13 protein-coding genes and 1 pseudogene are annotated in these 12,714 nt (G+C 26.4%); 1 reads left to right on the top strand and 13 read right to left on the bottom strand.

All coding sequences use genetic code 11. The features are described from left to right. Nucleotides 1-42 precede the first annotated feature (42 nt). From AC5SL3_RS00750 to AC5SL3_RS00690, 13 genes and pseudogenes are all read right to left on the bottom strand, one after another. Nucleotides 43-429 (bottom strand): sugar phosphate nucleotidyltransferase, encoded by a 387-nt coding sequence (locus AC5SL3_RS00750; RefSeq protein WP_494578253.1) that lies wholly within the window; start codon nt 427-429, stop codon nt 43-45. Then, nucleotides 429-1,865: a PfkB family carbohydrate kinase gene (locus AC5SL3_RS00745; protein ID WP_494578251.1), complete on the bottom strand. Its 1,437-nt coding sequence runs from the start codon at nt 1,863-1,865 to the stop codon at nt 429-431. Before AC5SL3_RS00745 ends, AC5SL3_RS00750 begins: the two co-directional genes overlap by 1 nt. Nucleotides 1,866-1,875: 10 nt before the next feature. Beyond that, nucleotides 1,876-2,910 carry an MDR/zinc-dependent alcohol dehydrogenase-like family protein gene (locus tag AC5SL3_RS00740; protein WP_494578249.1) on the bottom strand — a complete coding sequence of 345 codons (1,035 nt, stop codon included), beginning with the start codon at nt 2,908-2,910 and terminating at the stop codon, nt 1,876-1,878. 3 nt (nt 2,911-2,913) lie between these two features. After that, nucleotides 2,914-3,582, bottom strand: coding sequence for a TIGR04372 family glycosyltransferase (locus tag AC5SL3_RS00735; protein WP_494578772.1), 669 nt, complete (start codon nt 3,580-3,582; stop codon nt 2,914-2,916). Between the two features lie 53 nt (nt 3,583-3,635). Next, the gene (locus AC5SL3_RS00730; protein WP_494578247.1) at nt 3,636-4,319 is read right to left on the bottom strand and encodes a hypothetical protein; all 684 of its coding nucleotides are present in this window, start codon (nt 4,317-4,319) and stop codon (nt 3,636-3,638) included. Between the two features lie 19 nt (nt 4,320-4,338). Next, nucleotides 4,339-5,976: a thiamine pyrophosphate-binding protein gene (locus AC5SL3_RS00725; protein ID WP_494578245.1), complete on the bottom strand. Its 1,638-nt coding sequence runs from the start codon at nt 5,974-5,976 to the stop codon at nt 4,339-4,341. Nucleotides 5,977-5,979: 3 nt separating this feature from the next. Continuing rightward, the gene (locus AC5SL3_RS00720; protein WP_494578244.1) at nt 5,980-6,846 is read right to left on the bottom strand and encodes an FkbM family methyltransferase; all 867 of its coding nucleotides are present in this window, start codon (nt 6,844-6,846) and stop codon (nt 5,980-5,982) included. A gap of 13 nt (nt 6,847-6,859) precedes the next feature. Further along, the gene (locus AC5SL3_RS00715) at nt 6,860-7,918 is read right to left on the bottom strand and encodes an alpha-ketoacid dehydrogenase subunit beta (protein ID WP_494578243.1); all 1,059 of its coding nucleotides are present in this window, start codon (nt 7,916-7,918) and stop codon (nt 6,860-6,862) included. Then, a pseudogene (locus tag AC5SL3_RS00710) lies at nt 7,908-8,773 on the bottom strand (thiamine pyrophosphate-dependent dehydrogenase E1 component subunit alpha). The gene AC5SL3_RS00715 and the pseudogene AC5SL3_RS00710 overlap by 11 nt, the downstream one beginning before the upstream one ends. A gap of 92 nt (nt 8,774-8,865) precedes the next feature. Continuing rightward, complete coding sequence (locus AC5SL3_RS00705; protein ID WP_494578241.1) at nt 8,866-9,168, bottom strand: MarR family EPS-associated transcriptional regulator; 303 nt, start codon at nt 9,166-9,168, stop codon at nt 8,866-8,868. Nucleotides 9,169-9,239: 71 nt separating this feature from the next. Further along, nucleotides 9,240-9,899 carry a class I SAM-dependent methyltransferase gene (locus AC5SL3_RS00700; RefSeq protein WP_494578770.1) on the bottom strand — a complete coding sequence of 220 codons (660 nt, stop codon included), beginning with the start codon at nt 9,897-9,899 and terminating at the stop codon, nt 9,240-9,242. Beyond that, nucleotides 9,899-10,852 carry an NAD-dependent epimerase/dehydratase family protein gene (locus tag AC5SL3_RS00695; RefSeq protein ID WP_494578239.1) on the bottom strand — a complete coding sequence of 318 codons (954 nt, stop codon included), beginning with the start codon at nt 10,850-10,852 and terminating at the stop codon, nt 9,899-9,901. Before AC5SL3_RS00695 ends, AC5SL3_RS00700 begins: the two co-directional genes overlap by 1 nt. Further along, on the bottom strand, nt 10,836-11,837 hold the full coding sequence (locus AC5SL3_RS00690; RefSeq protein WP_494578237.1) for a GDP-mannose 4,6-dehydratase: 1,002 nt from the start codon (nt 11,835-11,837) through the stop codon (nt 10,836-10,838). Before AC5SL3_RS00690 ends, AC5SL3_RS00695 begins: the two co-directional genes overlap by 17 nt. 164 nt (nt 11,838-12,001) lie before the next feature. Here AC5SL3_RS00690 and AC5SL3_RS00685 point away from each other — a divergent pair, with 164 nt between their 5' ends. Further along, entirely contained in the window at nt 12,002-12,694 is a 693-nt protein-coding gene (locus tag AC5SL3_RS00685; protein WP_494578235.1) for a glycosyltransferase family 2 protein, read from the top strand. Nucleotides 12,695-12,714: the final 20 nt, after the last annotated feature.

Raw genomic sequence — 12,714 nt, 5'->3', positions numbered from 1 at the left:
CTTTTTGTTTGTAGTCATTACTTTTAAAACTAATTAGAGAAATTAAACATTTTTTTTTTTCATTTTAAGAAAAAAATTATAGAATTTTCTTAAGCTTTCTTGTGTATAATTATCTGCATGTATTAAAAAAATATCATGATTTTCACAAAAATTAATATTTTTCATTAAAGTCCCTGCCGAACCAAGTAAATTTTTTTCATATGTTAGTTTTATTTTTGACCTATACATTGATTTACTTATGTGAGCTTTTACTATTTTTGATTTATAGTGTGTGTTTATAAGTATCTCTGATACACCAACTCTGATTAATTTTTCTATCCATAAATCAATTATTGGTTTACCTTTAATTTTTAGTAAGCATTTTGGTTTTTTAAGTGTCAAACTTTTTAATCGTTTGCCATATCCTGCAGCAAGTATAATTGCCTTCATTAGTGATCCATGCTTGACCTAATTAATTCCAAAAATGTTTTTTTATTAATTGGTGTATTGCCTATTGAATTTGCTTGTAAAGCGGCAAATAAAGATCCAGCAAAAGATGCTTCCCAGATTGAACTTCCAGAAGCAAGCATTAATGATGACATAACCAACAATGCATCGCCAGCTCCTGAAACATCTTTTGGATTTTTATTAATAGCTGGAATTTTATCAGTATGGATAAAGTTTTTTATTTTCTTAAATTTTTTTTGTATCAATATTCCATCAGCAGCTAATGTCAGAATAATATTTTTTGTCTTAGTTATTTTTTGAAGTTTATTAATCAAAACTACTAACCCATCAGTGTTATTCTTAACACCTATTCTTGCCTCTTTTTCTGTGGGAGTAATCAAATCTATATTTTTAAATCTTGCTATATCACCAATTTGAGAAGACGATTGACTGTCAGCAGAAACAAAAATTTTATTTTTTTTTGCAATTTTGATTATCTTTTCAACAAGATTTTGTGGTAAACAGCCATAATTAAAATCAGAGAGTATAATTAGATCTATTTTTTTTATATTTTTATTTAATTTTTCAAAAATAAAGTTTTGATCAATTTTTGATATAGGATCTTGATTAAGGTAGCTTACTTTAATAATTGACTTGTTGTCGACTTTAAATCTTTTTTTCAAAGTAGTTGGTCTCGAAATATCTTGATTCAAGTGATGGTTTACACCATTTTTTTTTAATTGATTAACAACAAGCTTACCATTTTTGTCAGGTCCAATTATACTCAATAATTTTGTTTCAGCACCAAGCTTACTTGAGTGACAAGCTACAATTCCAGCTCCACCTAAGAATTTTTTTGATTCGTACGGATTAATTACGAGGCATGGTTCTTCATTTGAGCTTCCTAGTAAATTGCTATTAATATATTCGTCAACGATTATGTCTCCAATCACACATGTACGTAAGTTATTAAAGCTTTCTATATACTTTATAATTTTGTCTTTTTTAATCTTATGTCTATGGATAAAATCTTTAGGTAGATTTAGTGCCAATGGTTTAATTCTTATCTCTCTTTTAAACAACTCACTAGTTGAATAATTAATTGCACCAGATCCAAAAATTAACTTAGCTTTAAGTTTTTTTAGATATTTTTCTTCATGGTTTTTTACACTTCTAAATTCTTTACCTTTTACTATTACATCAGGTCTGATCTTAAAAAGTGTTGTTTTTAGATTTTTTACTAAAAAAACTTCATTAACAAAACTTAGGTCTTTAATATTTTTTATTCTTAAATCTTCATTAATAAAAATATTTTCAGTCAAAACTGAATCTGAATTTACTCCAACAATTAATTTAGATCCTAGTTTTTTAGCATATTTAAGAAGTCTTATATGTCCTGGATGAACAATATTAAAATTACCTGAAACAAAAACCTTCATATTTAATAATTCAAAATTTTATTAATGGTCTTATTACTTTGCCTTTAATTAGATCATTAATTGCTAAATTTATATCTTCAATCTTATAGACTTTTTTTATTATAAAATCAAAATATCTAATATTTTTTTTTATAATATTGTATATTTTTTTAATATCCTTCTCCAGATTAGTTGAACCACCCCAACTTCCAATAATTCTTTTTCCTTTTATTAGGTCATGTGGAAGAATCTTTATTTTTAAATTTTTATCAGGATGTGAGCTAAATATTAATTTTCCATTTGTCTTTAATAATTTAAAAGCGTGTTCAATTGTATCTATCTTTCCACAACTTTCAAAACAGATATCAAAATTTCCTTCATTTTTAAGAACATTTTTAATGCCCATTTTTTTCGCAATTAAGATTCTTTGTTTATTAATATCCCAAACTGTAATATTTTTTATACCCAATGAAATTAAGGTGATAAGGCAAGAAAAACCTATTCCACCTAATCCATAAACTAAAACTTTATCATTTTTTTTTATTTTAGTTTCATTTATAGCCATTCCAGCACCAGTGGCTAAAGCACAACCAAAAAGAGAGGAAATTTTTTTATTTATATTTTTAGGCTTAACTAACAGTCTATTTTCTGAGATTAATGAATATTCTCCAAACGTTGTTATTGGACCAAAATTTATTATTTTTTTTTTAAAAATTAATTGTGAATTTTTTACATTTGCACCCTTGCATTTAAGCCAAGTTAAAATTACATCTTGCCCTACTTTTACTTTTTTGACATTTTTACCGATTTTAAATACTCTACCTACACCTTCGTGCCCTAATAAATGTGGAATATATTTTTTGTTGTTTCGTCCACCCATTATTTCCATTACCTGACTTGCACAAACTCCTGAATAATCTAACTTAACTAATACCTGGCCTGATTTAGGTTCTGGGAAAAAAATATTTTTAATTTTTAACTTTGATTTGATTTTATATAGTATTGCATTTTTTGACCTATGCATTTTTGCATAATTATCTGATTTTTTTTCTAAATTTTTATTCATCATCTAGCTTAAAAAATTAGGGTAATTTTTTTCAACTATTGAACTCATACTAATAGGGGGCAAAGAATTATCTTCAAATATTTTATGAATTCGTTTTTGATTTTTACTTAATCTATTTTTTTTCTTTAAAACATGAATTTTATACATCTCTTTAACACCATTCAAAATATCCTCTTCTGAATTCTCAATCACCTTGACATTCAATTGTTTATAATATGATAGGTCAGTATTGGTTGCGTAAGGGTTTTTTAATCTATTTGCAAAGTTAATAATTTTTCCATTTCTATATAACATTTTTGGTAATATATGATCTATTTTTGATCCATCTACTCCAGCAAGTGGAACCCAATTTGTCATTAGCTTTGGTGTATTAAATACTGCAGAATAAATTGATGGACCAGATCCAGTCATGATAGAAAATTTACAGTTTGCAATTAAAAAAGGGATTAAATCAGTCTGTAAATTTGTTGTGCTCAAATCTATAAACTTATTATTATTTTTTATCTTTTTTAAAGGCTTATCACCCAGTCTAATGACGTGGCCACCCTTGCTTATAATAAAACTTATTGCTTTATTATAACTTTCAAAACTTGCATTTCGTAAGCTAGAAAACTTGCTATAAAAATTTTCTCTAACATTAATTACTACATACCAGTTGTTTTTTTTATCTATACCAAAATTTTTTAATAACTTTTCTTTCTTAATACGATCAATTTTTGAAAACTTTAAAATTTTTTTTTTTTAAAAGTCTTTTCCCATTGTTTATTAACAAGATAGCAAAAGTTGGGAAGTTTTAATATATCATTTTTATACTCCATGGCATCAAGTGATAGTCCTAAATTTTTTTTTATTATATTGAATTTTTTTGGATCAATTGTTTGATTTATTATTTTTATTTCTGGTAGCTTTGAATATAATTCTAATAGTGATTTATTATATTTATTAAATGGACCGTATATAAATATTTTTCTTTTTTTTACTAAATTAAGCCTTATTGCTTTAACCAAGTATTCTATGACTGCAAAGTGTCCAAGTTTAGAAAAATACTCTGGATAAATTGCGTAATGTTCACTTAAATTAAAAAGTGAAATATTAATTTTCTTTTTGTAAAATTGTATTTTATGTAGCAATTTACCTAACTCTGGATCACCACTATTTTCAAAAATTGGTGCAAGAAAAGTTGCTGTATCAAGTTCTGCTAAGTTTTTCTCTACAATATATGTCGCTAGTTTTTTTGATTTATAAATTTTGTTTTTTTCTATATATCCATATGCTAAATGTATATAAAAATTTTTTAATGAGCTAAAGTAAAGATCAAAAAATTTTAAAAAATTTAATAAGTTAAAGACAAAAAAATTTATAATTTTTAAGATTGTGTAATATAAAATTTTATATAATCTTATTACCATATTTTATAAGCAGATTTATTTAATTATCAGTCTCTACTTCGGCCGAGTAATCTGTTTTGATTATTATTGCACTAGATTTTTTGCTTTTGATTAATGAGCCAAAAGTAGTTTGATTTATTTTTTTTGAATCGATGATTTCATGTTCTAAGTCATAAGATTTTAAAATTTTTGAAACTGAAAATAGAGGCATTTTTGCTTTGTTATTTCTAAAATCTGAAGCTATAAAATTTGATGAATAAAACTCTCTTTGAGTTTGGCGTATAATCCCATATCCCTCATTATCAATTACAATTAATTTAATTTTATATCTACTAGCCCACGCTAATTCTTGGCTATTCATCGGTAAACTTCCATCACCAATGATAACATAAACATTTTTTTTATTTCCTAAAGCAGCACCTATACCGGCACAATTTGCATATCCCATTGTATGAAGATTGAAAGAGGTAAAGATGGGTGCACAATTTTTTAATAAATTGGCTGCTTGATAACTCCAGCTCAGAGATGCACCTGCATCTGAAAAAATAACACTTTTGTTTACATCTAATTTACTAAATAAAGTTTTTAAAGAATTAACAGGTGTTATATTTGAATGTATAAAATTACTACTTTTTACTTCATTAACTATAATATTCTTTAAACAATTCTTTTTTTCAAGAATTTCTAAAAAATCATGACAATCTAGATTTAAATAATTTAATCTTTTTCCAAATTGATTTTTTGCTCTTTTGCACTCATTTATTGAAGTATCTACATAAATAATTTTAGCATTTTTTGCAAAATTATTTTTTATCTTTAAAGTTTGATGTTGCAACAACGATGCACCCATTGAAATAATAAGATCAGATTCTTTTAGAAATGCATTTGCTGTACCAGGACTATGATTTCCAAATAAACCAATTGAATTTAGTTTTTTATGTCTTTGAATATTTTGTGCACCCCAAGTTAGTGTGAGATTACAATAATATTTTTTTAATATTTCTAAACTCCTTTTTATATCTTGAGACTGAGCAAAACCAGAGCCCAAAATAAATAAAGGTTTTTTAGAGCCTTTAATTAGTTTGCTAATTAAATGTATTGTTTTTTGTGGAATGTCTTTTTTTCTCTTTACTAGCTTTTTCTTAACATTAGGTAAAAAATTAAGTTTTTTACGCTGTATGTCATCAGGAAACTCAAATGCAAAAACTTTTTTATTAAAGTTATTAGCAAATATTTTTTTACGAGATTTTTTATAAAAATCCAAACTCTCTATTTTAAATGAAGAATCTACAATGGGTTTAATTATTTCTAAATGTTGAACTTCTTGAAAACCAACCATTCTTGTTTTTGTTTTTTTTGCAACATTCAAATCTTTACCGACTTGACCCACAATTACAACTAATGGAATTCTATCAAAATAACATGCTGCAATTCCTGAAACACCATTTGTAAGTCCTGGACCAGTAGTAAAAATAACTCCTGCTGGTTGATTGTTAGCCAAGTAATACCCGTGAGCAGCATACCCTGCTGTTTGCTCATTCAGAACAGGGTGAAATCTTCCACCTAAGCTAACCACTGACTCAATAAGTCTTGCAGAAGCTCCACCTTGTAAGCCAAAAAATGTTTTGAAACCCTGATTCATTAAATCTTTAATTAATATATCTGAAAGACTATTCATTAATTATCTCCAATTCATTTTATTTGTTTTTGATAAAAATACTGAACCTTTTTTATATGTGGTTGGCATTTTTTGCAAATTTATAACTTTTTTCCAACCTGATACTTGTGAAAAAATATTTAAATCTATCTCTTTACAATGTTCAAATATTTTTTTTGCATTTTCTTTACTACCTATTTCCATAATTGCATCTGTTTTATTCCAATCTACTGATGAAGTGGATAAAATTAACTCTGCTTCATGTCCTTCTACATCTATTTTTATTAAATCAGCATTTGAAATTATTTTTTTAAAATCATCTGTTTTTACTGAAATAGTTTTTGTTTTTCCATAAACATCTTTTTTATCTCCTAAAATATGATTACCTGTTGTATTTCCTAAAACTTTTAAAAATTTTACTGTACCTTCATAGCTTGTTACAGCTTTTTTAAATAATTTGACTTTTTGATCTTGTTTATTAATTTTTAAATTTTTTTTTTGCTGTTTAATATGAGTAGGATCTGGCTCATATGAAAAAACTTTATAATTCAATTTTGAAAGAATTAAAGAGTGTATCCCAATGTTGGAACCTAAATCATAAACCTTTTTATATTTATTTTTGTTTATAAAGTAAAAACAGAAAATTACTATTTCATCAATTCCAAACAAATGTTTCGAATTAATAGCACCCATTGAAAATAAAGGAAAATTAATTTTACAAATATTTCCTAACTTTAAAAACTTATTAGAAGTGTAATTTTTATAGTAATCATCAATATAATCTTTAATAATTTTAGAAAATTTCTTATATTTTATATTTCTACAAGAATGGGCTATTTGATTTTGTAATAATAATTCTAAGGTTTGATAAAATTCTATTTCTTTTGTCATAAATTTTTTTATTTTAAAATGGTCCTTTAAACCAATCTCCAGGAACATCATGAGGAATTGGATCTGCTAAATTAATATTTTTTATACTTTTAATCTTAAGCAACTTTAGTACTTCTCTGCTGATTTTGCTTGCTCTAATATAAAAATTTTTAGTTAACGCATAACTTGTTGGCTCTGGAACATCTGGCATTGCCATTTTTTTTGGAAAACTTTTAAGGACTTTCGTATTTTTGCTCATCACACTATATATTATGTCATTAGCAATTGAGCCTGTAAAAAACCCTGTGTCTGCAACAATTAAATTTTTGGTTTTTTTAACTGATCGATTGATAGTATCAATGTCTAAGGGCTTTATAGAGATTAAGTCAATTACTTCTGCTTCTATATTATAAAATTCTTTAAGAAATTTTGATGCTTTTATGGCTTCTATCGTCAGGTATGAAGTTGAAACAATTGTGATATCCTTACCTTTGATACATATTTTAGAGTCAATATTTTTTTTTATTTTTATTTTTTTTTCATTTTCTTCATTCTCATGTAACCATCTGTGCTCTAAAAATAATACTGGATTTGGGTCAAATATTGATGATATTAAAGCGTCCCTAGCATCATTTGCAAAAGTTGGCATTACGACTTTTAGGCCTGGAATGTGGTTAAACCATGATTGAAGGTTTTGAGAATGAGTCGGACCTTGGCCCCATCCTCTTCCTATAATCAGTCTAATGGTGATTGGAACTGTTATAACCGATCCAAACATATAATGCCATTTTGCAGCAGAATTTACGAGTTGATCCATCGCCAAAAGAAAGAAATCAAGTCTCTGGTGAGAAACTACAGATCTCACACCGTTTAAAGCTGCTCCAACTGATATACCCGTTAACGCATTCTCTGATGTAGGTGTATCAAAGACTCTTCTTGATCCAAATAATTTTTCTAAATCCTTAGTAGTAGAAAAAATATTTTTTGGGTCAGTAGTTCCTAACCCATAACAAATCATATTTTTATCTTTTTTCATTGTAAACTTGAGAGCACTATTGATTGCCGAAGAGTATGTAGTTTTTTTATTTTGCATAAACTCCTTTAAATGCTTCACTAGCAGCTGGAAATTTTGATTTTTCAGCGTATTCAAATGCTTTAATAACTTCAATTTTGATTTTTTTTTCTATCATATTAACTTTTTTTGAACTTAAAAAATTTAATTTTTTTCTTATTTTAAGAAGTGAATCTTTTTTTATCCATTTTTTAAATTCATTTTTTTGACGATAACCAATATCATTATCAAAATTTGGTCCACAATGTTCTCTCCATCTATAATTTTTAAATTCAAAAAAATAAGGTCCTGAATTAAGATCTTTAAAATTTATCTTTTTTTTAATGTACTCATATATTGCATACGGATCATCTGATTCATTGTAAAATGATTTAATTCCCATAGCTTTAACCATTTTATAAATTTTTCTATTTTTAGGCTGTCTTACTTTTAGTGGTGAATAAACTGAGTAGAAGTTATTTTCACATATAAATACTACTGGTAGTTTTTTTACTACAGCAAAATTTACAGATTCATAAAATACTCCTTCCTCTACTGCACCATCTCCAAAAAAAATAAAACTAAATTGGTTTTTTTTTTTATTATTGATGACAATCCTAATCCAACTCCTATTGGAATTGTATTGCCAACAATAGCTGTCGAGCCCATGAAATTTGACTTCAGGTCTATTAAGTGCATTGAGCCACCTTTTCCTTTTGAGCAACCCGTTTCTTTTCCATATATTTCTGCTATCATTCTTTTTAAAGAACCACCTTTAGCCAAGTAATGAGCGTGTGCTCTATGTGAACTTACAGCAAAATCATTTTTACGCATTATTAGCGATAGCGCAGCAGGAACTGCTTCTTGCCCTATCGATAAATGTGTGGGACATCTCATATGACCATCTTTATATCTTTTTGCTATTTCCTCTTCAACTGTTCGCGTTCTAAATACTTCCTTGAAAAGTTCAGTGATTATCTTCTTGTTCATTATTTATTTAAAATTTCTGACTTCAATTGATCATATTCTTTTATTTTTTTTTTCATAAAATTTATTGTCAATTTTGTTTTTATAGAAATACCTTTTGGTGTCAGGATGTATAAATAGTTAATTTTTTCAGGATTTCTTTTAAAATTCTGAATTTTTATTAAGCCTTTATTTTGTAATGCTTTTAGACAATAATTGAGTTTACCCAAACTAAAACCCAGTTCCTTTGCTAACTCTCTCTGAGATGAATTTGGTTTTTTTTGAATTTCTCTTAATATATTAAAGTGATCCTGGTCTTTTTCCATTGGTAAAAATATGTTTTTTGTGTTCAAAATTTAAACATCTATACCGTTCAATTTTTGAACAGTAAAGCTTTTTATGGAATAAACCAAAAATAATCACCATTGTAACAATTTTTAGCAAAAAACTTCTTCCAATCTTCTACTGACATAATTGTTTTTGCAGTTAAGTTCCACGCATACATCAATTTTTTTTCTTCCTCGTTCCTGTATGCGTCAACAGTTATGAATGAATTTTTTTTTGAGACTCTTTGTATTTCTCTAAGCGCTTTTCCACAATTTTCCAAGTCTAGATTATGAATAGTATTTATTGAAATAACTACATCAAAAGAATTGTCAGGAAAGGGTAATTCGCACGCATTAGCTACTAATAAATCTTTTTTAACTTCTTCAACTGAATTTTCGATTGCATAATTAGAAATGTCTATTCCTTTAATCTTAATTTCTGGTATAGAAAGCTTTATATCATAAAGCATAAAACCTTTTCCACAACCCACATCTAAAACTGAACTACTTGAGTTTAAATTCCAATATTTTTTAAATGTTGGTATTACAGGTTGCCAAAATCTAGGATTATAAAAGAATCCTCCATAACCATTTTTTCTTTCTCCATCAAAAAATTCTTTACCAAATTTTCTTGCGATCTTTCTATCTTCGTCAGTTTTCTCTAGAGCTCTTTTTAGTGGGTCTCTTTTTGTTTTAGGATAGTTTATTAATAAATCTATTTCTTTTCCCATTATATTTTCAAATGCTTCATCCATTTAACAGTATAATAACTATCTTTTTCAACTAATTTTCCATCATTAAAATTTTTTACAATTTCATCAATAGCATTATTAACACTTTTCTCTTTTTTAAACCCTGTATTTAATAGTTTATCTGAATTCAATCTATAAGATCTAATATCATTAACAGGAAGAATTTTTATTTCGGACTTCACTTTTTCGTTAACCCTCTTGGCTATATCTAAAATTGACAAGTTTTCAAATCCAGCATTATAAACTCCACTCTCAATATTTTGATTTTCTAGAAAATGAATAATTGCATTTGTTAAATCAGAAATATGTATATTTGGTCTTACTTGTTGTCCGCCATGAATAGTCATAACTTTATTTTTTAAAGCTTGAAAAGTAAGCATATTTACACTCACATCTAGCCTCATTCTTGGGGAAATTCCACAAACAGTAGCTGGTCTTATACAGTGTACTTTAAACTTATCTTTAAAGCTCATTAAGACTTTTTCTGAAACCATTTTTGTTTTATTATAAATTGAAATTGGAACTAAACTTAATTCTTCTGTCACATTTTCTTCTTCTTTAACGCCGTAAACACTTCCGGAACTAGCATAAACAATCTGATCCACCGATGAATTATTAATTTTATCCATTATTTGATGAGAGGCTAAAACATTTACTTCCCATGATAAACTTGGGTTTAATTCAACACCTGGATCATTAGCAATATTCGCAAGATGAACTATCTTATCAAATTTTTCTAAATTATATTTATCAATATTTCTAATGTCATCTCTTATAAATTCTAATTTATTATTTTTTTCTAAATAATTTCCAAACCATTGGGTGTCATAAACAACTACATGAGCATTTTTTTTCAATAATTTATGAACAAGAACTGAACCAACATAACCACACCCACCTGTAACTAAAATTTTTTTATCTTTTATGCTCATAAAATAATGGAAGCTTATTTATTTTTTTTAGATTGGTATTAATCCATTCTTGTGTTTTAAACAAACCTTCAGTTAGACTTACCTTGGGTTTCCATTTATGCTCTTTTATTAATTTATTACTATTTAGAGTGTAATACTTATCTTTTCCAGGTCTTTCTGCTACAATTTTTATAAATTTTTTAACTTTTAAACCATTTAACTTAAACACCTTTTCAACTAGGTTTTTTATACTAATTAAATTTTTACTAGAAATATGGTAAATGTTACCTGGCTTAGATTTAATTGCAATTTTGTAGGTTGCTTCAGCAACATCAGTAATATAAATAAAAGATCTCATTGATTTTCCACCACCGTGTAATTCAATTCTTTTTTTATTTAAAGCGCATATTATTGATTTTGGGACAATTCTATAAAGTTGTTGATGAGGCCCATAAACGTTTGCAGCTCTTGTAAACACAACAGGAAAATTATAATTTTTATTCAGAGCCATCAAGTGCATATCTAAAGCTGAGCGTGAAATCGCATACGGTGTACTTGGATTATATGACGTATTTTCTTTTGTTGTCCCGGATATATTTCCGTAAACTTCAGGAGTTGAGACGTGAATAAATTTTTTTATTAATTTTTTTTTAACCAATTTATTTGTTAAATTTACTAATGATAAAATATTTGTTTTATAATAATCACCTGGATATAGCCAACTTTCAGCTACCATTGCTTGAGCTGCAAAATTAATTACATATTTAATTTTATATTTTTTAATTAACGAAATGATTTTATCATTATCTTTTTCTAAATTTAAATTTAAAGGTTTAAATATAAATTTCTTCAAATTTTTATTATTTTGATAAGGTAAAAATAAATTATTAATCTTTTTTGATCTACTAACTCCTATTGTTTTATGACCTTTGGATAGTATAAAATTTACAAAATGGGAACCTGAAAATGAATTGCTACCAATTACTAAAAAAAAAATTTTTTTCACTATTTATTAGAATTTGAAATAATATTTCTTACACACATATATTATAATTAATTATTTTTTTTAACATTTTTTATGATTAATACTGAATTAAACTAAATATTAATTGATTTTTAAAATAAAACAATTGATATTCAGTTTATGTATAAAATCAAATTAATTTAAAAATGAAAAAAAAATTAAAAGTTTCTGTAATAATCCCAGTATATAATGAAAATAACTATATTTTAGAAATATTAAACAGAGTAAATGAGCAAAAAAAAATAATAGACATGCAGATAATAGTTTCGGATGATTGTTCAAACGATGGGACTCTTGAAAAACTCAAGGAAAATTCTAATTTATATGACGATCTAATTACTTCATCTAGGAATCTTGGAAAAGGTAATGCAATTTCAAAATCTATCTTGCAAGTTAAAGGTGATATTATCATTATCCAAGACGCAGATCTTGAATACAACCCAAAAGATTATGCAAAAATAATTTTTCCATTTGCGGAACTAGGAGCAGATGTTGTTTACGGAAATAGATTTACAAATAATGGGTATCAAAGATTGCATTATTTTTTTAATAAAGTTGCAAACAGGATAATAACTTTAATGACTTCTTTAATAACAAATATCAACTTTTCAGATGTGGAGGTTGGCTATAAAGCATTCAAAACTGATATAATTAGAACTATCGACATTAAAGAAAAATCTTTTGGATTTGAGATTGAGATAACAAAAAAGATATCAAAAATTAAAAATATAAAGATATTTGAGGTGCCTATAGATTATAATGGAAGATCATTTGAGGAAGGGAAAAAAATAAGATTAAAGGACGCTTTTGTAGCAATATATTGCATCTTCAGATACTAACATATTAACTAAAATTTGCT

It is taken from the genome of Candidatus Pelagibacter sp. PS_34, assembly GCF_059417845.1.
The sequence above is the reverse complement of the archived record's forward strand: the minus strand, read 5'-3'. Positions and strand labels throughout refer to the sequence as shown.

Excerpts from the sequence above, each read along its gene's own strand:
- AC5SL3_RS00750 (WP_494578253.1), bottom strand. The coding sequence starts at position 429 with ATGAAGGCAATTATACTTGCTGCAGGATATGGCAAACGATTAAAAAGT.
- AC5SL3_RS00715 (WP_494578243.1), bottom strand. The coding sequence starts at position 7,918 with ATGCAAAATAAAAAAACTACATACTCTTCGGCAATCAATAGTGCTCTC.
- AC5SL3_RS00720 (WP_494578244.1), bottom strand. The coding sequence starts at position 6,846 with ATGACAAAAGAAATAGAATTTTATCAAACCTTAGAATTATTATTACAA.
- AC5SL3_RS00685 (WP_494578235.1), top strand. The coding sequence starts at position 12,002 with ATGAAAAAAAAATTAAAAGTTTCTGTAATAATCCCAGTATATAATGAA.
- AC5SL3_RS00745 (WP_494578251.1), bottom strand. The coding sequence starts at position 1,865 with ATGAAGGTTTTTGTTTCAGGTAATTTTAATATTGTTCATCCAGGACAT.
- AC5SL3_RS00730 (WP_494578247.1), bottom strand. The coding sequence starts at position 4,319 with ATGGTAATAAGATTATATAAAATTTTATATTACACAATCTTAAAAATT.
- AC5SL3_RS00700 (WP_494578770.1), bottom strand. The coding sequence starts at position 9,899 with ATGGGAAAAGAAATAGATTTATTAATAAACTATCCTAAAACAAAAAGA.
- AC5SL3_RS00705 (WP_494578241.1), bottom strand. The coding sequence starts at position 9,168 with ATGGAAAAAGACCAGGATCACTTTAATATATTAAGAGAAATTCAAAAA.
- AC5SL3_RS00695 (WP_494578239.1), bottom strand. The coding sequence starts at position 10,852 with ATGAGCATAAAAGATAAAAAAATTTTAGTTACAGGTGGGTGTGGTTAT.
- AC5SL3_RS00725 (WP_494578245.1), bottom strand. The coding sequence starts at position 5,976 with ATGAATAGTCTTTCAGATATATTAATTAAAGATTTAATGAATCAGGGT.
- AC5SL3_RS00740 (WP_494578249.1), bottom strand. The coding sequence starts at position 2,910 with ATGAATAAAAATTTAGAAAAAAAATCAGATAATTATGCAAAAATGCAT.